This is a genomic window from Sphingomonas sp. GV3, assembly GCF_031082075.1.
Classification (GTDB): domain Bacteria; phylum Pseudomonadota; class Alphaproteobacteria; order Sphingomonadales; family Sphingomonadaceae; genus Sphingomonas; species Sphingomonas beigongshangi.
In genome coordinates, this window is the sequence record NZ_JARWLE010000001.1 from 199,794 (window position 1) to 219,221 (window position 19,428).

Sequence of the window (19,428 nt, forward strand, 5' to 3'; positions counted from 1 at the left end):
ACGGGAAGGGCGCGGAAGGCGGTCGGCACGGCGCGCATTTGCTGTAAGGCACTGGCATGCAGCCGACCCTTTCCCCGTCTATTGCCGCTCCGCCACCATCGTCGGTCAAGGACGAGGGGAGGGCGTTGCTGTCGCTTGCCGGGCCGCTGGTCGGCGCGAACCTGTTGCAGATGGCGATCGCCGCGGTCGACGTGATCTTCGTCGCGCGGCTCGGCGCCGTCGACCTGGCGGCCGCGACGCTGGCGGCCTTTCTGTTCAATCTCCTGAGCTATGCGCTGATCGGCCTGACGAGCGCGGCGGCGCCGCTGATCGCCGCGGAGCGTGGCCGCAAGGCGCACGCCGTCCGCGGCGTGCGGCGCGACGTGCGCATGGCGTTGTGGGTCGGGTTGATCGGCGCGGTGCCGGTGATGCTGCTGCTCTGGCATGGCCAGGCCCTGCTGTTGCTTGCCGGCCAGGATGCCGAGGTCGCGCGACGGGCCGGCCTGTTCCTGCGTATCCTGTTCGCCGCCGTGCCGCTGTCGGTCGCGGCGGGCGTGATGCGCATCGCCGCCGCGGCGCTCGGCCGGCCGGGCTGGGCATTCCTCGCGACGGGCGTCGCGCTGCTGGTGGACATCGTCGGCAATTGGGTGCTGGTCTTTGGCAATTGGCACGCGCCGGCGCTGGGGCTGGCCGGATCGGCGCTGGCGAACCTGGTCAGCTTCGCGGTCATGACCCTGACCTATGCGGTGATCCTCGTGCGCGATCCGCGGTTGCGGCGCTATCGCCTCTTCGGCCGCTGGTGGCGTGGCGATGGCGCCCGCGCGCGCGACATCTGCCGTATCGGGCTGCCGATCATGGCGACCTGGATGCTGGAGGGGGGTCTGTTCGGCGGCGCGGCCTTGCTGATGGGCCTGATCGGCGTCACCGACGTTGCAGCCCATGCCATCGCGCTCAACATCGCCGCCTTCGCATTCCAGCTGCCGTTCGGCATCGCCCAGGCGGCGACGATCCGCGTCGGCCTGGCGTACGGCGCCGCGGATCGTCGCTGGATCGCGCTTGCGGGGAATGTCGCGCTGGCGATCGGCGTCGGCGTGATGGCCGTCACCGCCACGATCATCTGGACCGCCCCCCGGTCCCTCATCGGTCTGTATATCGACACGCACGACCCCGCCAATGCGACGGTGGTGGCATTGGCCGTCCGCTTCCTGACGGTGGCGGCGGTGTTTCAGCTGGCGGACGGCGCGCAAGCCGTGGCGGCCGGCGTCCTGCGCGGCATCCAGGACACGCGCGTACCGATGCTGATCGCCGCGTTCGGCTATTGGGTCGTCGGCTTTGGCAGTTCGGTGGCGCTCGGCTTCGCAACGCCGCTCGCCGGAGCCGGCATATGGTGGGGCCTTGCCGCGGGGCTGCTCGTCGTCGCGATCCTTCTCACCATGCGCTGGCGCGCGCGCGGCCGGCTCGGGCTGGAACCCGCGCCGGCCTGAGCGGCTCAAACGACCAGGATGACCTTGCCGCGCGGGTGATCGTTGCGGGCGAAGCGATGCGCATCCTCGACCGCGTCCAGCTTGAACCGGCGCGATATCTCGACCCGAACGGCGCCCTCGGCGACGAGGTCCAGCACCCGGCCGAGCGCCACCGCGTCGGGCTGCGCATGCCAGCGGGGTACGGTGCGAACGCCGAGCGCGGCGGCACGCGCCTCGTCCGGGTCGAGCGTCGACACCAGGATGCCCCCCGGTTTCAACGTCGCGAACGACCTGGCCTGCGTCTCTCCCCCCTGCGTGTCGAAGACGAGGTCCAGTTCAGTGGCGACGTCCTCGAAACGCTGGCTACGATAGTCGATGACGGTATCGGCGCCGAGCGAGGCGACGAAATCGAGATCGTCCGCGGCAGCGGTCGCGAACACGGTGCAGCCCTTCCAGCGTGCGAACTGGACCGCAAGGTGTCCCACCCCGCCTGCCGCGCCATGGATCAGCACCCGCTGACCGGTCGCCAGCCCGCCATGGTCGAACAACCCCTGCCAGGCGGTCATCGCCGCCAGTGGCAGCGCGCCGGCGATATCGGTCGACACCCGATCGGGGATGCGTGTCAGTTCTTCGGCGGTCACCCGCACGCGAGTGGCCTGCGCGCCGCGATCCTGACCGATGAAGGCGCACACGCGGTCGCCCGGCGTCCAGCCTTCGATCTCGCTCGTCTCGATCGTGCCGGCAAGATCGCGGCCCAAGGTGATCGGCAGCTTGGCCTCGCCGACGGGGGCATAGGCGCCTTCCGCCGTCTTCCAGTCGACGGGGTTCACGCTTGCCACCTCCGCGGCGACGATCACGCCGCCCGCAGAGGCGGGAGGATCGACGCGCTCGACCACCAGCGTTTCGGGTTGCGTGAAGCGGTGAACCCGCACGGCTTGGACTGTCATCGTTGGATCCTCGATTGGGGTGCCGCATGCCCAACCAAGGTCTTCACGCGCCGTTCCCGTACAGCTGCCGACGGACGCGTCAGGCGAGCGACGGCGTCACGGCCCGATGTCCGCGGCGCCCTTCTGGACGCGCAAGGCCTTGCCCGCCTTGAAGCCGAGCGCGGCACCGACGCGATCGTCCCACCCGTACGGGTCGTTGCGGACGATCGGTTCGCCGTCGTCCCCGAACAGCACAGTCTGGTACAGCATGCGAACGGGGATCTGCCGCGGCAGCTTGACGAACGTTTCCTTGCCTGTTGCGCGCGCTTGATGCCAAGCGTCTAGCACGCCCTCGTCGGTGGCGATCATTTCGGCGAAGCCGAGCGCGTCGTCCACCCGAACGCAGCCATGGCTGCGCTGGCGCTGCACCATGCCGAACAGCGCCTTGGCCGGCGTGTCGTGCAGGTAGATGGCCTGGTCGTTGAGCATGTCGAACTTGACGAGGCCCAGCGAGTTCTTCGGACCGGGCTGCTGCACGATCCAGCCGTCCTTCCACACCATGTTGTTGGCGCGCAGATAACCCTGACCCTTCCCCGCGATCTCCTTCTGCTGGATCGATCGGGGCACCGTCCAGGTCGGGTTCGCCACCAGACGGAAGACGGGCGAGCCAAGCTGCGGCGTTTCCCGGTCAGGCTCGCCGACCACCACCTTGCGGCTGTCGACGATCGCACCGTCACGCCAATAGGTCAGCCGCGCCGCCGCGAGATTGACGTCGATGCGCGTCTTGGGCGGATTGCGATCGAGCCAGCGGAGCCGCTCCATCGCGACCGCAATCGCGCGCGCACGATCCGCGTCGGACATGTTGAGGATGGCGAGCGCTTCGGCCCCGATGATCCCATCGGGCTTCATGCCGTAATCCGCCTGCATCCGCCGGACGGCATCGACCAGTGGCGGAGCGTAGATCGAGCCCGATGGCGGCGCGCCGTCCAGATAGCCCAGCACCACCAATTCGTGGGCGACCGCCGGGATGCGTGGATCGTTCGCGCCGGGCTTTACCGGCTGGTCGGTCACGGCGATGTCGGGGGTCGACTCCGGTGCCGGCTGCCGGCGCTTCAGATAGGCCGCCGACAGCCTGGCGTAATTGGCGTCCTGCGGGGCAAGCCCGTTCAGCCAGCCGGCCAGATCGCCGTTGTGCAGCGCCGCCGCCAACCCGGCCTTAAGATCCGGATGGGGACGGGGGACTGTGTAGATGTCGTAGAGCTTCGTCGGGTCGGTCGCGCCCTGCGCCAGCGCGGCGGCATAGCGCAGCGCCTGCTCGGTTCGCTGACGATCGTCCGCTGGCGGTGGGCCGAAGTCGACATGGTCGAGCCCATGCGCCGCGCGGCCGTCGATCGCCGTGCGCAATTGGTCCGTCGTCTTGCTGGTCCAGCCCGCCTGCGCGACGGGCGCCTGCGGCGTCGCCGTCGCACTGGCGTTGCGGTCCTGCGCGACCTCGACGTTGCAAGCCGACAGCAGCAACGCGACGACGATACTTCCTGACCTTGATTGCACGCTCATCTCCCGCCTGTGCAGAGGGTAGAACGGCGTGGCAGGCAGTCTGCTCCCTCTGGATCATAGCGGATGCGCAACATTATGCGCCGGCGCGTTGCGGTGGCGAGGGCTGGTTCGATTTCGGTACGGTTCTGTCCCTCTGCCAAAGTGATTTTATTAAGGCTTGTGGGCGATGGTCCCGGCCTGAAGACGCGGTTCGTCGGTTAGGGTGACCGGACGGTTTGCGACCGCGTCTTTCGTACTCGGAACTGGACCCGGAATGTCTCGCGAACACTATGAAATCGCATTCGATGAGCAAGCGTCGCTGTTCTCAATCACCGCGCGGGGATTCTGGACCGTGCCGGTCGCAACGAAGTTCACCGCAGAGGCACTGGCGCGCGCCACCGCGGCGCGCCTGCGCCACGGTCCTTTCCGGGCAATAGCCGACCTGCGTGAATCCAGCGTCCACTCCGGCGCGGTAGTGGACATTTTGGCGTTGTTCGTGCCGAAAGCGATGAAACTGACGTCCGCCCCGGTCGCCGCGGTCGCCTCGTCGAACCTCGCGAAGCTACAGACCGAACGCTACCTGCGCGGTCCGAACTGTCGTACGTTTCTGTCGATGGACGAAGCCCGCGCGTGGATGGATCGGCTGTGGGAGCAGCGCTGACCGACACGCCGCTGGATGCGGCTGCACAGCTCGCGCTTCTAATGGCCCACGTCCGTCAGGGTGTGGTCATGTACGACGCCGACGAGTCGATCATGCTGATTAACGACCGCGTCCCGACGATCTTCGGATTCGCGCGGGGTTCGATCTCGATCGGCTCGACGCTGGGCGGCTATCTTGCGTCCGTCGGCAGGGCCGTCGGCTGGCCTGCCGATCGGGTGGCGCGCGTCCTTGACAATCATCGTAGCTGGTCGCGACAGGGGATACCGCAACGGTTCGACCACGTCTTCGACAGCGGCAAGATCTTTGAGGTGACGTTCGATCCGATCGCGGCGGGGGGTGCGATACTGACGTTCCTGGACGTCACGCATGAAAGGATGATGCACCGTCGCAGCGACTCGCGTGACGCACTGGCCCGCCAGTCCGGCTCGATGCTGGCGACCGTCGCGCGGATTTCGGCAGACACGCGCAACCTCGCGCTGAACGCCAGCATCGAGGCCGCCCGCCTCGGCGATCTCGGCCACGGATTTGCCGTCGTCGCGGCCGCGATCCGTGAATTGTCGCGCGAGACCTCCGCCGTGCTGATCGAGATGGCGCGCGTCAACGAGGACCTTCTGCGCTGATCCCGAGATCTGCGACGCGATCCGCCGGAAACATTGGATTGGCGTGGTTGCGATGCTAGGATCGGCCATGGTCGCGTGCTGCCTCTTCTGGCTTGCCGGTGCGCTGTCGCCTCAGGCGGCGCCGCTGCCGCAGCGCGTCCCAGAGCCCCCGCCCGCCGCCCGGCTCCCCCCCGGCGAAGCACAGATCGACGACGCGCTGGAGATCGCGGGCGAAAGCGTCGCCGGCGAGCAGCTCGACACGCGGATGGCCGTGCGTGTCACCGTCGATGGCCACGGCCCCTACCGCTTCGTCGTCGACAGCGGCGCGGATCGGTCGGTGATCGCGGACAGGCTTGCGCGCGCGCTCGCCTTGCCAGCCGGCGACCCGGTGATGTTGCACGGCATGGCCGGGACGAGCCGCCGCGAGACGGCGCGTATCGCTCGGCTCGGCATCGGCAGCAGTATCGTGGAGGATATCGCCGCGCCGACCTTGCCCGAGGCCACATTGGGTGCGCGCGGCCTGGTCGGGATCGATGCGTTGCGGGGTCAGCGGCTGATGCTCGATTTCGAGACGAACGCCGTCACCGTCGAGGATACGCGGCGGCCGGTGCAGACCCGTGCCGACGACATTGTCGTCACCGCGCGTCGTCGCGGCGGCCAGCTGATCCTGACGCAGGCGCGGGCCGGCGGCGTCGGCATCCGCGCGGTCGTCGATACCGGGTCGCAGCTGACGATCGGCAATCTCGCGCTTCGCGACGCCCTGTTCCATCGCCGTCGGACGCCGCCGCAGTCCGCCACGACCGAACTGATCAGCGTGACCGGCGAGCGGATGGAAGTGCCGCTGGCCATCGTTCCCGAGATGCGGATCGGCAGCATCACGATGCGCAACGTCGTCGTCGGCTTCGCGGATCTGCCCCCGTTTGCGCTCTTCGGGTTGCGCGACACACCGGCGATGATGCTGGGAACCGACCTGATGGGGAGCTTTCGCCGCGTCTCGCTCGATTTCGGGGCGAAGAAGGTCCGGTTCCAGCTGCGCCGGTGCGGACCTCCGCCCGCGCTCGACCGCGGCTGGCAGTCGCTTCGCCTCAACGGCGAGTCGCCGGGCGTCTGTCCACCGGCGCCGACGGGGCGCTGACGTCCCGCCCGTGTCCGCGCGTGCGGCGGTAGGCGGCGGTACGGGCTGCCACCCAAGCATAGATGACCATGCCGCGGATCTTGCAGCGCAGGCGGAAGAAGTGGAAGGCCCGGACGCTCGCGTGAGTGCGTATGGGGGCGAACACATCGCGCGGCAGCGCCGCGAGGTCGCCCAGCAGAAAGCGGAGCACGCGCGGGTCCTTGAACAAATACTTGGCGTAGAGCGCGCCATCGCCGATGCCGTAGCCCGCCAGCAGCGAGCGTTCCTCGGCCGGCAAACGACGTCCGTGATGATGGTCCACCACGAAGCGCGGATCGTAGCGAATGGCAACGCCAGCCGCCTGCGCGCGGACGAGATAGTCGGTATCTTCGGCTGCGCGGAACGGCGTGCCGGCCCCGAAGCGCGCATCGAACGGGCCGACGCGGCCGGGCACATCGCGGGTCATGGCCAGATTGGCGCCCATGGCGAAGCCGCCGGGAAAGCGGTGCGGCGCGGCGACCATCGGATGGTCCTCGAGCTTGATGGTGAGCGGCAGGTCCGCCGGATCGCCCGGCAGGATGCGACCGCCGACGATCGCGGGCGCCTGCAGGGCGGAGAAGCAGCCGACGAGCGCGGCGAAATAATCGGGATGGAGACGGCAGTCGTCATCGGTCATCGCGAGGATCGCGCCGCGGGCATGGGGCAGGCTGGCATTGCGGGCATGCGCCAGCCCTGGCCGCTCGGCCGTGATCAGCCGGACCGCGAACGGCTGATCCGCTGCCCAGCGCGCGAGACAGTCGGCCGTCCCGTCGCTGGAGCCATTGTCCACCAGCACCACCTCGATCCGCGGCGCCTCCGGATGCGCGGCGGCGCGCGTGATCGACGACAGCAATCGCGGCAGGGAAAGCACGCGATCGCGCGTGCACACCAGCAGGCTCACCACCGGCGTGTCCGTCACGCGGCCGCCGATCTTATGGCCGGAACCGAGCGATGAAGCCGATGACTTGCCGAGGTCCATGCCTCGACATAGCGACCGATCTTTCCATAGTCGTTGTCGAGGACGACATGGGGAATGTCGAGCAACAGCGCGAGGATATGGCCGTGCAGGCGGTCGGTGACGATCGCTTCTCCGCGCGACAGAAGACGAAGGCCGCGGCGGAAACGCGCCAGCGCTTGCGCCGCATGATCGCCCTCCACCGTGCCTTCGTCGTCGAGCCAGTCGCAGGCGAGCGTCCCAGGGGCAAGCGCGGGGGCATGCGCATCGCGCTCGACATCCGTTCGCATCAGCGCCAGCAAGGGTACGTCTGTCCTTTGCCGCGGCTGGGGGCCGAGCGCGAACGCGGAATCGGGGGCGATAGCCGCCGAGGAGCCGATCATGTCGCGCGCGATGCCGAGACTGGGGCGGTCACGAACGTACAGCGTCAGCGCGGGATGGGCGGCGGCGACGCTCGCAAAGCGCGCGGCGGCCGTCGCATCGCGAAAATGGATCGACTGGGGCAATTGCACGATCCGGCGATCGGGCAGCGTCGCGAGCACCGTCTCGCGCAGCCGCTGGTGATGCGGCCAGATGTCGCCGAGATTGCCGCCGCCGTGCAGGAAGACGATGCCGTCGGGACAGGCGGCGCGTAGTGCCCGCTCATCGAAATCGTGCCAGGTGCAAACGTAGTCGGGGTCGCGGCCGGTGATCGCGCGCAGCATCGCCAGCTCGCCGAGCCAGATCGCGCTGTCGCCGACATTGGCGTGGTCGGGAAAATCGAGCAGCGCATAGCGGTCGCCCGGCCCGACATGGCTGCGATACAATCGATCCAGCGCCGCCTGCTGGACCGCGATGACATCGGTCATGCCGCCAGCCTGGCGTCACCCGCCATCACCGTGCGGTACAGCGCCTCGCAGCGATCGAGCCAGCGTTCGCGCGTGAACAGGCCCATCACCCGGTCGCGCGGTACATTGGGGGGTATCGCCATCGCCTCGCGCATCGCGGCGGCCAGTCCCTCGACGTCTGCGGGCGGCGCGAACCGGCCCGCTTCGCCGATCACCTCGCGCGCGGCGCCCATGTCGAACGCGGCGACGGGCAGGCCGCATGCCATGGCCTCCGCCGCGACCAGTCCGAAGGGTTCGTCCCAGCATGGCGTGAAGACGAACAAGGAGGCGCGACCGAGCTCGTCGGCGAGTGCCGCCGCATCGAGATGGCCGCCATAGACGACGGTGTCGGCGATCAGCGGTTCGACCTCGGCGGACCAGTAATCCGGGTCCTCGATCGCGCCGAACAGGGTCAGGCGAATGCCCGCCGCGCGTGCCGCCCGGGCGGCGAGATGGGGCCCCTTGTTGGGGGTGATGCGCCCGCACCAGACCGCGTCGCCGTTACCGTCCGGGCGGTAAGGCCAGCGCGCCGCGTCGATACCGTTGTGCAGTACCGAAACCTCCGCCGGCGCGCCGGCGGGCCACCATGCCTCGCGTTGCCGTGCGGACGTGACGGTCAGGTGATGGCGCGGCGACGGGCTCTGGCTGACGAACCAGTGCAGCGCGTCGTACGGCGGGACGTGGAGGGAGGTGACGGTCGGCACCATCGCGGTGCGTCGCTGCTCGAGCGGGAAGCGATGCAGACTGTTGTTGTGGACGACGTCGAAGCCCCCCGCGGCGATCCGGTCGCACGCCGCCGCATAGCCATGGTCCAGATGCGCGATGAGCGGGGCGGATCCACGATGCTCCGCCCAGGGAAAGGTCCGTTCGTAATGCTCGGGCAGGACGGGATCGATGGCGAAGCGCGGATCGCTGTCGCCCGAGGCGAACAGAACCACGTCGTGGCCGCGATCCTGCAGCCCGGCGGCGAGCTGCCAGCAATGCGCCTCCATGCCGCCGGCGAACGGTTCCGCTATCCGCTGACGGACATGGGCGAGGACCGCGATCCTCATGCCGCGACCGTATCCGGCGCTCGCGCGGTCGCTTCCAGGTGACGAAGGACCGTCGCCGTATTCGCATAGGGCTGGTGGCTCTGCTGTCCGGTCAGCGCGCGATCGTCGTCGTCGGGCGCGCGCAGGATCCGGATCGGCCGGCCGGGGGCGTCGTCGATCAGGCCCATCAGGCGAAAGGCGTGCAGCCAGTGGCCCATGGTGCGATAGCCCCATTTCTGCTCGAACAATTGCGCGTTGCGCACCACGCTGTCGAGATGGTGGACAGGCGGCATGTGGTGCGGGTGATATTGATGATAGGCGAGTCCGCCCTTTATCCAAGCGATCGGCACGCCCGCGCCGTCCAGCATCTTGCCGAAATCGGTGTCCTCGCCGCCATAACCGACATAGCGTTCGTCGAAGCCGCCGACGCGCAGGAAGGTGTCGCGCCGCATGGCAAAGTTGAGCGACCAGAAGCAGCGATAATCCGCGCACAGCTCCAGCCCTTGGGCGGGCGGCCCGCGCCGGTCCGAATGTTTTTCCGCCACCGCCGCAAAGGCGTCGTAGGACCAGTCGCCCGCCGTCGCGCCGCCGGGCAGATACATGACCTCACCCATCAGCAAGCCATCGAAGGTCGCCGCAAAGCCGGCATAGTCCGCGACGAGTTCCGGCGCCGGGATGCAATCCATGTCGAGGAAGACCAGCGTGTCGCCGCGCGCCGCGCCGGCGGCGACGTTGCGCGCCATGGCGAGCGGCAGAGAATCCGCCTCGATCCGGATCTGGCGGACGGGAAACGGCGCGTCGGGCAGGTCGTAGAGATCGTCCTGCATGACGGCGACGAGGAATTCGGTCGGCATCATGGTCTGTCGCGTCAGTCCGAGCACGACGTTGACGAGGTGATCGGGGCGGCCTTTCGCCAGCGTGACGACGGAGACGGAGGTCATAGGGGACGGGGCTCCAGGGAGGGGGCGAGGGTGATGGGGATCGGCGTCCACAGCCGGTCGGCCAGGGCTTCGAGCCAGAGCGCGGCCCGGTCGGCGGGCGCATCGTCGATCATTGCGCGCTGCCGGTCGGGCCGATGATGGGCACGCGTCTCGGCGAGCGCGGCGTTCCAGCCTTGCGCCGAAGAGGGAAGATGGGGGCGAACGGTAGCGACGCCGGCCGCGGCGAGCGCCTCCGCCTTGTGGTGCTGTTCGTCGAAATAGCGCCATTCTGGCACCGCGAGCCAGGGCCGCCCGGCGGCGAGGATCTGCTGGCACGTCGTGTTGCCGGTCGAGGCGATGACGAGGTCCGCCGCCGCGATATGATCGGCGGCATCCTCCACCCAGCCGCGGTGCTCGACGTTGGATGGTTCGGTGGCATGCCAGTCACGCTGCACCTTGCCGACCGTGATCCACCGAGCATTGGGACGCGTGCGCGCGCCGACGCCGATCGGCGCCTGGGCAAAGCCTTCGCCGCCGCCGCCCGACAGGACGAGGATCATCTCCTCGTCCGCGCCGATACCGATCCGCTGGCGCGCCACCTCGCGTTCCGGCACGCGCACGTCGACGCCGAGCCCGCCGGCGAAACAGGTCCGCGCGCGAAACGCATCGTCCCAGTCCGGCTGGCCGAGATCGGCGTGAAAGGGCGCGAGCAGCCCCGCCGCCCCGTCATAGGCGGCGCGATGACCCGGGTCGCTGCGGTCGCCGTGCTGCAGCACCTTGACGTGCGGCACGGAGCAGATGCGTGCGAGCTGGGCCACCTCCGCCGACACGTCGCAGAGGATCAGCGCCGGATCCGCGGTGTCGAACCAGTCGGCCAGCGTCCTCATCGCGCGGCGGATCCCCGGCCAGCCCAGCGGCGCGCAATGCAGCGTCTGCGGCGTCGGCACCCAGTCCATGGTCGTCGCCTCGTCGCCGGTGGCTTCGAACAGGGACGGGATACGGACGATGTCGACCTGCTGCGGAAGGGGCGGGAAGATATCGTCGCGCGCGCAGAAGATCGTCATCGGCCGCGCGGACGGCAGCGCCCGTGCGATGGCGGCGCAGCGCTCCGCATGGCCGCGCCCCTGATGATGGACGAAATAGCCGAAGGGACGCATCATGCCGCCGCCGCCACGCACGGCTTCGGCGTCGACCGGGCCACGAGACCAAGTGTCGTCAGCCCCTCCAACACACCGGCCGCGTGCCGGCCCGCGACGCGCAGCAGCCCTGGTCGCTCTGGCAAATGGTCGAGCTCCGCGCCGGCATTGCCGACGACGATGGCGTGACCGCAGGCAGCCAGCATGTCGTCGTCGTTGCCGCTGTCGCCCGCCGCGACGCAATCCGCCAGCGTCAGGCCTGAGCGGGCGGCAAAGGCGGCGATCGCCTGCGCCTTGCCGCCGGTGGGCGCGAGCACATCGATCAGGCGACCGTGCGAGAAGACGGTGCGTGCGGCGAGGCCTCGCGCGCGAAGCGTCAGGCGGATGCGTTCCGCATCGGTCGCGGTGCCGTAGAAACTGACCTTGTGCGGCCCCGCCGTCGCCTCCGGCTGACGGGTGACCTCCAGCGGCGCCAAGGCGTCCTCCACGGCCTCGCGATCCCAATTGGCGTCGAGCGCGCGGGCATAGTCGGGGCAGGCGCGCCATCCGCCACGTCCGTCGGCGAGCATCAGCCGCGTCCCGACGTCGACGATGAACGCGTCCGGCTGGGGAAGCCGCCAGCGCTTCAGAATCATGCGTGCCGCATCGAAGCCGCGGCCCGTCGCGATGACGAAGGGCAGGTCGGTCGCTTCGCGCCACGCGGCGAACGCGCGTGCGCTCTCCGTGCAGCCCGTCAGCGTGTTGTCGATGTCGCAGGCGAGCAGGCGCGGGGCGGCGAGGCCGCGATACAGCGTCGATGTCGTTGCGGCATAGCTGTGCCAGCAATAGCGGCCGACATTCGCCCGGGCGGCGGCTGCAAAGCCGGCGTGGCGCGTGGGATCGGCGACGATCGCCTCCATGGCGGCGCCGATCGCGGCCTCGTCCTTCGGGTCGACGAGCAAGCCGTGGCCGATCGTCGCGAGGATATCGGCCGGCCCGCCGTTACGCGTCGCGACGACCGGCACGCCCGCCGCCGCCGCCTCGACCAGCGTCAGACCAAACGGCTCGTGCAGTGCGGGGTTGACGAACACGCCCCCGTCGGCCGCACGCGCATAAAGGGCGGCGACGTCGTCCGCGTCGTGAGACGCGGGCAGGGCGAAACGGCCGCGCAGGGCCGAGCTGTCGGCCATCGCCCGCAGCTCGGCAAGCGCGGCACGCTCCTCCCCGCTGGCATGCGCGTGCTGCCCGGCGAGAATGACGAGGTTTGCGCGTGCGCGCAGCCCGGCGTTGCCGGCGAAGGCGCGCGCGATCGCGCCGAGGTTCTTCTTCGCGACTGGCCGGGCGATGGCGAGCACGATCGGCAGTTCGGGGCGTTCGAGCCATCGGTCCAGCCGATCCGCCAGCGTCCGCACGGCCCTCTCGCGGCCTTGGCGCGGCACGCCGGGCGCGACGACCCGGATGCGGTCGCCGAGCGCGACGCCATAACCTGCGACCTGCCGCCGCGCTTCCTCTTCCGTCGACACGACGATGGCGGAGGCGGCGACAATGGCGGCGCGTTCGGCAAGGATGCGCGCGTCCAGTCCGGGGCTTTCGATCCGCTGTTCCCGCTTGTCGATGCCAAGCGCATGCGGCGTGTAGACGAAGGGGATGCCGAACCGTCGCTGTGCGGCCATCGCGACCGCGGCCGCATCGGCGAAATGCGCGTGGATCACGTCGGGCCGACGCGGCAGATCGGCGAGCATCACGACGAACGCCTCGATGAACGCACCGAGGTCCGCCCCCAGTGCCTCCTTCTCGAGGTAGCGACGATCGTCGGTGGCGATGCGGCGAATGGCGACTTTGTCCGCGACCGTCTCATGGCTGCGGCTATGCGTCGCACCCAGACGTATGTCGTCGAACGCGCGCGTGACGATGACGACCTGTTCCACATCGTCGCGCAGCGCCTGATGGCGAGCAGCATCGAGCACATAGGCGATATGGCCGCCCGTGTCCGCCGTGATCCCGAAATCGACAGGCGGCGCCTTCAGGCAGCCGCCGAGCGCCAGATGAAAGATGATCATGTGCGCCCCTTTCGTTTTTTTGCTGGAGCTCAACGTTGTTCGGGAAAATTGTGTCCAAGAATTATCACTTAGGTTAATCGCGAAGATTGCCGGAAATGGTTCCACGAGCATCAAAGTCTTTTGTATTGATATCGATCAATGCCGCTTGTTACTTTTCGAGACTCGATGGGTATTCGGCCGAACCTCAATACAAAGGTCCGATCCGGCGGCATGTGGGAAGCTGAACGAGAATTTAGACAACGCTATCGGCGCTGGCCGCGTTGTGGGCTGTGTTCATTTTTCCATGAAGGAATTGCCGATGCGCCTCCCACTGTTCGTCGCTGCGTGCCTCGTCGCCGCGCCCGCCGCCGCCCAGAGTCAGCAGGCGTCGGGCAGTTTCCCGCAGAACAGCATTTCGGACCGCGACCATGGCGGCCCGCGCGGCGAGGCGCAGCGTGCTTCGATCGCCGCCCTGCAACAGACGCTGACCGAATTGCAGCAGCTTCAGCTCCAGACGAAGCAGGCGCATTGGAACGTCTCCGGCACGCTCTTCTATCCCCTGCACGAGCTGCTGCAGGAACATTACGAGGGCGTCGGCAAATATGCGGACGAGGTCGCCGAGCGGCTGCTCGCGATAGGCGCCTCGGCCGATGGCCGCGCCAACACGATCGTACGCACCAGCCGCGTGCCCGAAATCACCGGTGGGTTTATCGACGACGGGCAGGTGATCGTCTGGTTCGCGCGCAACTATCGCGTGGTCAGCGATGAGGTGGGGCAGGGGATCAAGGCGACCGAAGACGGCGATCCGACGACGTCGAACCTCCTGCAGGAGGTGCAGCACGCGATCGACAAATATCAGTGGCAGATGCGCGCCATGATCCAGCCGACGCCGACCGACCAGAATACGGGGGCGCCGCTCAACGGCGGGCAGCCACTGCCGATGGCGAAATAGGGCCCTGCCGCCGGTCCTTCCGCATGCTGGGGGACCGGCGGACCTGTTGGCCTACCCACCAGGCCAAGCCCCGTCCTTGCTCCTTGCGGCATCGGCAAGGATTTCGCGCGGTCCGCGGGATCATTTGATCATCGTCAATGCATCGCGTCTCTACCTTCGCCACGAAGGTGTCGGAAAAAGCATGCGCGCGATGGATCCGATCCTGCCTCAGCCCGATGTCGTTTCTTTCGCACCCCGTTGCGACGTGATCCTCGAGATCGACGTTATCGCCCTGGTGGAGGAGCATCGACATCGGCTTGTCCTGTGCCGCCAGGCGGAAGCAATCGCGGATAGTCTGTCCGACCACCCCGGCAGGGCGGCGATGGTCAAGTTCCTGCATGGGCTCGATGCGCTGGCCATGGATAGCGGCGGCGGCGGCGGTGGCGGCGTGGACGTTTTCGCTGGCGCGACGCCCGACGATCGTCTCCGGCCACGCTGCTCGGTCACATCCGGCGTCGTCACATGGCCGATGTGGCGCCGCTCGTGAGCTGGTCGCGGCCTTCGGCGAGACGCACGCGTTCGGCGCGCCGGACACGCTGGGACGCCTGCTGCGGACCTTCTCGACGAGCGGCCGGAAGGCGATCAATTTCGAGCAACCGACCGTCCTGGCGCTTGCCGGACATCATCTGACGCCGGATGCACGCAACGTGCTGGTCGATACGCTCGCCTACAGCTTGCTGGGATAACGCGCGCCGCCCCGGGCAGGCGAACGCGCCCGGCGTCACGTTCCTGGGGTGTTCCTGCCGCCCGGTCTCCGCTCGCCGCGGCACGGGTTAAGCCTCGTGTCTAGGCCGCAGCGTGTACCATGGTCGCGGGTGCCGGCCGTCCGCCTGATCGCCGTCACCGCCGTGCGCTCGCATGTTTCTGATGCAACGGAGGGCGAGAAACGGGCCCGATCGATGCGGTCGATCCCTGCGCAAGAATACCGCGAGCGAGCGGGTCGAAGCGCCCCTCGTTACCTAAGACGGATCCCACTCCTGTAGCCGCAGGTCGACCGAGGACAATGTATCGCATTGATACACAGCAAAAAACTTAGGGATGGGGGACTGTCCTTCTGGTGAACGCGAGATTAACACCATGTTCATGCTTCGCGCAGGGACGGAGCGTCGAGAGGATGAATCACATGAAAGTGCATACCGCGATCGTCGCCACGTTGCTGGCGTCAACCATTGTGGCTGCGCCGGCGTCCGCCGCTACTGTTGTCGTGAACACCGTGTCCGGACTGCCCAGCGCGTCGACCTGGGGCACCATTCCGGGAGAGAATACCGGCGGCGGTACCGCGACGGTGAGCACCACGGCGCCCCGGTCCGGCAACGGATCGCTGGAGATGACCGGCGACCGCACGCGCACGCAGCTCGGCATCCAATATGCGGGCGCGCGGACCGATCTCGGTGCGCTTTCGGCGGTGACCGGCCTGACCTTCGACTGGCGGATCGCGGCGGATTCCACCAACCCGTACAACACCGACTATACGCCGGCGCTCCGCCTGCTGATCCAGGATGGATCGGCACGCAAGGAACTGATCTGGGAAGGGGCCTATAACGGCACCTACGGCAACACGCTGCGTGACACCTGGTATTCGTCGTCCGTCAACGACAAGTTCTACATCACCGGCGGGGACGTCAACGCCGGACAGACCATCGCGCAATGGGCGGCGCAGTTGACCGGTGCGACGGTGTCGGGGTTCTCGGTCGGCGTGGGTAGCGGCGCGACCACTGGCTATCATGCATTTGCCGACAACGTCACGTTCATCACCAACAGCGGCAGCACGACCTACAATTTCGAAGCGGCGACCGGCGCGGTGCCCGAACCCGCAACCTGGGCGCTGATGATCCTCGGCATGGGCGCGGTCGGCTTCGCCATGCGTCGTCGCAACACGACCACCACCACGACGGTGGCATACGCCGCCTGATCAGCCGCGACGACCAAAGCATAACGTCCGTCAAGCCGCCGTCCTTTGAAGAAAGGGCGGCGGTTTCGCGTCATGTCCTGCGGCATCAGCAATCGTGATGCGGAAAATGCGCGAGCATCACCCGGTCTCAGTCTGAGCCGGAGGGAGGGTGATATGGGGATGATCAGATCGCTACTACAGCGGGGGAGCAGCTGTGCAGGCCACTCCGGCATAGGCCCCTAGCGGAGCTCCCCTTTCCATTATCGGCACCGTGCTTACGTCGCATTTCACGGCGACCCGAATGACGGTTTTCGCACCATCCCTGAAGCTTTCGCTCACCAGAGCATCCATCAGCTGGAAGGCCCTTCTGAGTTCATCAGCGCGCTCCGCCTTGGCCTTGACGGAAGAGTCGGCAAATCGCGCCGTCACCTGCGCGACGCGGCCCGCGGCGTCATAGCCGTAGCGGGTGATGCGGTCGGGACCCGACGGACCTTCGGCCTGCGCCGTACAGGCAGAGGCCGGCAACGTCCCCCAGACGGCGTTGTTGAGGCGAACCGCCGAGCATTCCAGCCGCTGCCCGACGTAGCTTTTCTGGACGACCAAATAGACCGTGCCGCCCGCACTCGTCGTCTCCGACGTCTGGCGGTCGAGCCCGTCGAACCCGCGCGCCACCTGCTGCAGCGACGAGAAGCCGTTCCAGCCGCCGTCGGAAGCGTCGGCGACGGTTCCCTGCTCGACCAATGTCGCCGCGCCAGGTCGGATCGACCTCAGCATCCCTCCTATGCGCCCGGCATGTTGTGGATTACCGGCGCAAACCAGCGCTGCTCCCTTGCAGATCGTTGGCTTGCTATTCTGCGGTTCGACCCTTCATCTCATTAACATTTCTGGGCTTTAGCCATACTAGTGAAACAATCGAGAAACCGGTGATGAAATTAGCCAACCCAATCCACCCCCATGTAAACGGCAATGATGGTGCACAGAAATCAAAACAAACCTCATCTTTTCCGTAAGGCTTGGCCACACCAAATGTTCGAGAAAAGTAATCCCAATTACCAAGAGCAACTGTCTTAATATATAGATCGATTATCATGGCCTCATAAATAAAACAGCAGAATGCAGCAAAAAAACATATCAACGAAAATAGCAGGCGCTTATCGCGCTTACTCCCTCCTTCTTTTTCCTTATCATGTCTCAAGGTATCTTGCTCCATAAGGCTTTCCCTCGCGCTCTCTTACTTTCGCGCCGAGAAGCATATTCCGCGCCACTGGTCCCCTCTCTTCTCGTAAACAGCAAACGTAGCGGAGGGATACAGCTTAGATTTGGCCTTATCTGCGTCAGAAGGACCGGAGGGTGCATAACCTAAAGGGAATATCGGCCCGACCGGGGTCGGATGTATATGCCCACTCAGCAACAGAGTGCGCCCCGGCCGATCTAATTTCGGATTGACACCGGCCTTTTTCCCACATCGAAGTATGTCTCAATGTTACCATATTGATCGTTTCTAAACGTCGTAAACGCAACTTCCTTCCTCTGGCCGATAGAGTTGAACAGGTCGAAGGCCGCGTCCCGATCCTTAAAATATGCTTGCCTTCGATCACCACTTAATGCGCAAGTATCATTGTTCTGCGGCTGCTTACCAGTCGGCGCGCCGCCGCCGCCGCCGCCGCCGCCGCCCGGGCCGCCACCGCCGTAGCTTGTGCCGTCGGGAATCTCGATCCATTTTACGGTACACCGGGGTTTGGTGTTGACGATGTCACCAACGCCATCATTCTGTTGACTGCCCCCCGTCGGGCAGTTCTCGATAGGAATAATTCGCACCAACCCACTCGGATCGGTGAAGTTTACCGGATCGTTGCCCACATAGGCATACCAGTTCAGCCCGTCTCCGTATCCGATCGGATCGGTCTGCATGAACCGGCCGAGCGTCGGCGAATAGACGCGCGCCTTGTAATGGTACATGCGCAGGCTCGCGAGCCACGCCTGGCCGGTATATTGGAAGCGCCCGATATTGGTCCCTGCGGGAATGCCGAACTCGTCGTAGCGGTTGATCCCGATCGCATTGCCCGCGCCATCCGTCACCGCGACGACGCTGCCGCGTTCGTCCGCGACCAGCCAGCGGCGATCCCCGGTACCGGCGCCTTCGTACCAGACGATCGGCTCGTCGTCGCCGGGGCCGAAGACGTAGCGGCGCAGGATCGTCCCGCTCGTGTTCTGCTCCGAGATCAGGTCCGACCCGTCATATTGCAGGGTGAACTGCCCGTCCTCGTTGAGCAGCCGACCGACCGGGTCGTAGGCGAGCGAGGCGCCCGGGCCCGACACCAGCCGGTTCTCCCACGTATAGCCATAGGCCGAGCCGCCCGAGTTCGTCAGGTTGCCGCGCGCGTCATAGGCGAAGCCGACGCCGCCGGCCTGCGTGTACTGGTTCAGGCCGTTGAAGCCATAGGCCCGGTCGACGTTGGTCGGGGCCACCCAGGTATAAGCGTTGTTCGAGCTGGCGCGGCTGCTGATCTGGCCCGCCGTGTTGTAGCCCAGCGTCAGCGTCAGATCGCCGGCCGTGCCCGCCAGGTCGTGCGTCAGGCCGGTGTGGGCGACCGATTTGTCTAGCGGATGATCAGGTCGGTCGGCTGCGCTCCTTCGATTTTGCAAGCCGCAGCAGGCCGATGGATATCGGCATCGCTGCCGGAACCGGCGGATCCAACCTATGCCGGCTGCCGCTTCCACACATACGATGACTGCGGCGCGACCAAGAGTTGCTGCGGAACCTGCGCCACCAGATATCCGCCTTCGGTGATCTGGCCGACCGCATCGCGCTCGAACCCATCGTTGGAATGCGGCTTGCCAACTTCTGTGCCCAACAAGCTCGATCGCAGCATGTCGGCAAATGAGAAGAAACGTTTGGGCACGCTAGCGCGTGTGGCCCGATAAACCGACGTCGACGGGAAGAGCGGCTCACGCGCGGGGCGTGGCGGCCGTCATGGGGCCCGAAACGACACCCGGGTACGAGACGCTATGGCATATCCAAATCGATAACCTTCGACCCAAGGAGGACCATATTGGACCATCACCGCCAGATTATTTTGGGGGACGAGATGATGTCGCTAATCGCACCGGGTCCGCAAAAAGCGCGAATTTCTACCGCTTTTGTCTTGGCGCTGGTGACCCCTACGGGAATCGAACCCGTGTTTCAGCCGTGAAAGGGCCGCGTCCTAACCGCTAGACGAAGGGGCCGCCGCGATGGCGTTGGGGGCCATTAGGGGAGGGCGCCCGGCCGGTCAAGCCGCTTTCGGGTGGGGATTTTGCGCG

General features: G+C 66.9%; 19 protein-coding genes and 1 tRNA gene. 7 read left to right on the forward strand and 13 right to left on the reverse strand.

Going from position 1 to position 19,428, the window contains the following annotated elements:
* Window positions 1–56: 56 nt before the first annotated feature.
* A complete protein-coding gene (locus tag RF701_RS00970) occupies window positions 57–1,463 on the forward strand; it encodes an MATE family efflux transporter (protein WP_308813776.1) in 1,407 nt (468 codons plus the stop codon).
* A 5-nt stretch (window positions 1,464–1,468) separates the two neighbouring features.
* On the opposite strand, the gene RF701_RS00975 is transcribed toward RF701_RS00970, so the two are convergent.
* Window positions 1,469–2,389 carry an NADP-dependent oxidoreductase gene (locus tag RF701_RS00975; RefSeq protein ID WP_308813777.1) on the reverse strand — a complete coding sequence of 307 codons (921 nt, stop codon included), beginning with the start codon at window positions 2,387–2,389 and terminating at the stop codon, window positions 1,469–1,471.
* A 96-nt stretch (window positions 2,390–2,485) separates the two neighbouring features.
* The gene (locus RF701_RS00980) at window positions 2,486–3,925 is read right to left on the reverse strand and encodes a L,D-transpeptidase family protein (protein ID WP_374758573.1); all 1,440 of its coding nucleotides are present in this window, start codon (window positions 3,923–3,925) and stop codon (window positions 2,486–2,488) included.
* 253 nt (window positions 3,926–4,178) lie between these two features.
* Between RF701_RS00980 and RF701_RS00985 the strand changes: the two genes are divergently transcribed.
* Genes RF701_RS00985 through RF701_RS00995 form a run of 3 tightly spaced genes read left to right on the forward strand, consistent with a single transcriptional unit; the run spans window position 4,179 to window position 6,299 of the window.
* Complete coding sequence (locus RF701_RS00985) at window positions 4,179–4,565, forward strand: hypothetical protein (protein ID WP_203311220.1); 387 nt, start codon at window positions 4,179–4,181, stop codon at window positions 4,563–4,565.
* Window positions 4,550–5,185, forward strand: coding sequence for a PAS-domain containing protein (locus tag RF701_RS00990; RefSeq protein ID WP_308813778.1), 636 nt, complete (start codon window positions 4,550–4,552; stop codon window positions 5,183–5,185). The genes RF701_RS00985 and RF701_RS00990 overlap by 16 nt, the downstream gene beginning before the upstream one ends.
* A gap of 52 nt (window positions 5,186–5,237) precedes the next feature.
* On the forward strand, window positions 5,238–6,299 hold the full coding sequence (locus RF701_RS00995; RefSeq protein WP_246848451.1) for a retroviral-like aspartic protease family protein: 1,062 nt from the start codon (window positions 5,238–5,240) through the stop codon (window positions 6,297–6,299).
* On the opposite strand, the gene RF701_RS01000 is transcribed toward RF701_RS00995, so the two are convergent.
* Genes RF701_RS01000 through RF701_RS01025 form a run of 6 tightly spaced genes read right to left on the reverse strand, consistent with a single transcriptional unit; the run spans window position 6,250 to window position 13,264 of the window.
* Entirely contained in the window at window positions 6,250–7,236 is a 987-nt protein-coding gene (locus tag RF701_RS01000; protein WP_308813779.1) for a glycosyltransferase, read from the reverse strand. The genes RF701_RS00995 and RF701_RS01000 overlap by 50 nt on opposite strands.
* Window positions 7,233–8,120 (reverse strand): polysaccharide pyruvyl transferase family protein, encoded by an 888-nt coding sequence (locus RF701_RS01005; RefSeq protein ID WP_210359464.1) that lies wholly within the window; start codon window positions 8,118–8,120, stop codon window positions 7,233–7,235. The genes RF701_RS01000 and RF701_RS01005 overlap by 4 nt, the downstream gene beginning before the upstream one ends.
* The gene (locus RF701_RS01010; protein ID WP_210359465.1) at window positions 8,117–9,190 is read right to left on the reverse strand and encodes a glycosyltransferase; all 1,074 of its coding nucleotides are present in this window, start codon (window positions 9,188–9,190) and stop codon (window positions 8,117–8,119) included. The genes RF701_RS01005 and RF701_RS01010 overlap by 4 nt, the downstream gene beginning before the upstream one ends.
* Window positions 9,187–10,110, reverse strand: a complete 924-nt coding sequence (locus tag RF701_RS01015; RefSeq protein ID WP_308813780.1) for a galactosyltransferase-related protein — start codon at window positions 10,108–10,110, stop codon at window positions 9,187–9,189. Before RF701_RS01015 ends, RF701_RS01010 begins: the two co-directional genes overlap by 4 nt.
* On the reverse strand, window positions 10,107–11,249 hold the full coding sequence (locus tag RF701_RS01020) for a glycosyltransferase (RefSeq protein ID WP_308813781.1): 1,143 nt from the start codon (window positions 11,247–11,249) through the stop codon (window positions 10,107–10,109). The genes RF701_RS01015 and RF701_RS01020 overlap by 4 nt, the downstream gene beginning before the upstream one ends.
* On the reverse strand, window positions 11,246–13,264 hold the full coding sequence (locus RF701_RS01025; protein ID WP_308813782.1) for an HAD-IIB family hydrolase: 2,019 nt from the start codon (window positions 13,262–13,264) through the stop codon (window positions 11,246–11,248). The genes RF701_RS01020 and RF701_RS01025 overlap by 4 nt, the downstream gene beginning before the upstream one ends.
* 298 nt (window positions 13,265–13,562) lie before the next feature.
* Here RF701_RS01025 and RF701_RS01030 point away from each other — a divergent pair, with 298 nt between their 5' ends.
* The 3 genes from RF701_RS01030 (at window position 13,563) to RF701_RS01040 (ending at window position 16,146) form a co-directional block, all read left to right on the forward strand.
* Window positions 13,563–14,195, forward strand: coding sequence for a DNA starvation/stationary phase protection protein (locus RF701_RS01030; RefSeq protein WP_287980042.1), 633 nt, complete (start codon window positions 13,563–13,565; stop codon window positions 14,193–14,195).
* 190 nt (window positions 14,196–14,385) lie between these two features.
* Complete coding sequence (locus RF701_RS01035) at window positions 14,386–14,721, forward strand: hypothetical protein (protein WP_308813783.1); 336 nt, start codon at window positions 14,386–14,388, stop codon at window positions 14,719–14,721.
* Between the two features lie 636 nt (window positions 14,722–15,357).
* Window positions 15,358–16,146 (forward strand): PEPxxWA-CTERM sorting domain-containing protein, encoded by a 789-nt coding sequence (locus RF701_RS01040; RefSeq protein WP_308813784.1) that lies wholly within the window; start codon window positions 15,358–15,360, stop codon window positions 16,144–16,146.
* Window positions 16,147–16,320: 174 nt separating this feature from the next.
* On the opposite strand, the gene RF701_RS01045 is transcribed toward RF701_RS01040, so the two are convergent.
* The 5 genes from RF701_RS01045 to RF701_RS01065 form a co-directional block, all read right to left on the reverse strand.
* Window positions 16,321–16,866, reverse strand: a complete 546-nt coding sequence (locus tag RF701_RS01045; RefSeq protein ID WP_308813785.1) for a hypothetical protein — start codon at window positions 16,864–16,866, stop codon at window positions 16,321–16,323.
* 106 nt (window positions 16,867–16,972) lie between these two features.
* Complete coding sequence (locus tag RF701_RS01050) at window positions 16,973–17,335, reverse strand: hypothetical protein (RefSeq protein ID WP_308813786.1); 363 nt, start codon at window positions 17,333–17,335, stop codon at window positions 16,973–16,975.
* Window positions 17,336–17,556: 221 nt separating this feature from the next.
* Window positions 17,557–18,846 (reverse strand): RHS repeat-associated core domain-containing protein, encoded by a 1,290-nt coding sequence (locus RF701_RS01055; RefSeq protein ID WP_308813787.1) that lies wholly within the window; start codon window positions 18,844–18,846, stop codon window positions 17,557–17,559.
* Window positions 18,825–19,028 carry a hypothetical protein gene (locus tag RF701_RS01060; protein ID WP_308813788.1) on the reverse strand — a complete coding sequence of 68 codons (204 nt, stop codon included), beginning with the start codon at window positions 19,026–19,028 and terminating at the stop codon, window positions 18,825–18,827. Before RF701_RS01060 ends, RF701_RS01055 begins: the two co-directional genes overlap by 22 nt.
* A gap of 250 nt (window positions 19,029–19,278) precedes the next feature.
* Window positions 19,279–19,353 (reverse strand) — tRNA-Glu (locus RF701_RS01065).
* Window positions 19,354–19,428: the final 75 nt, after the last annotated feature.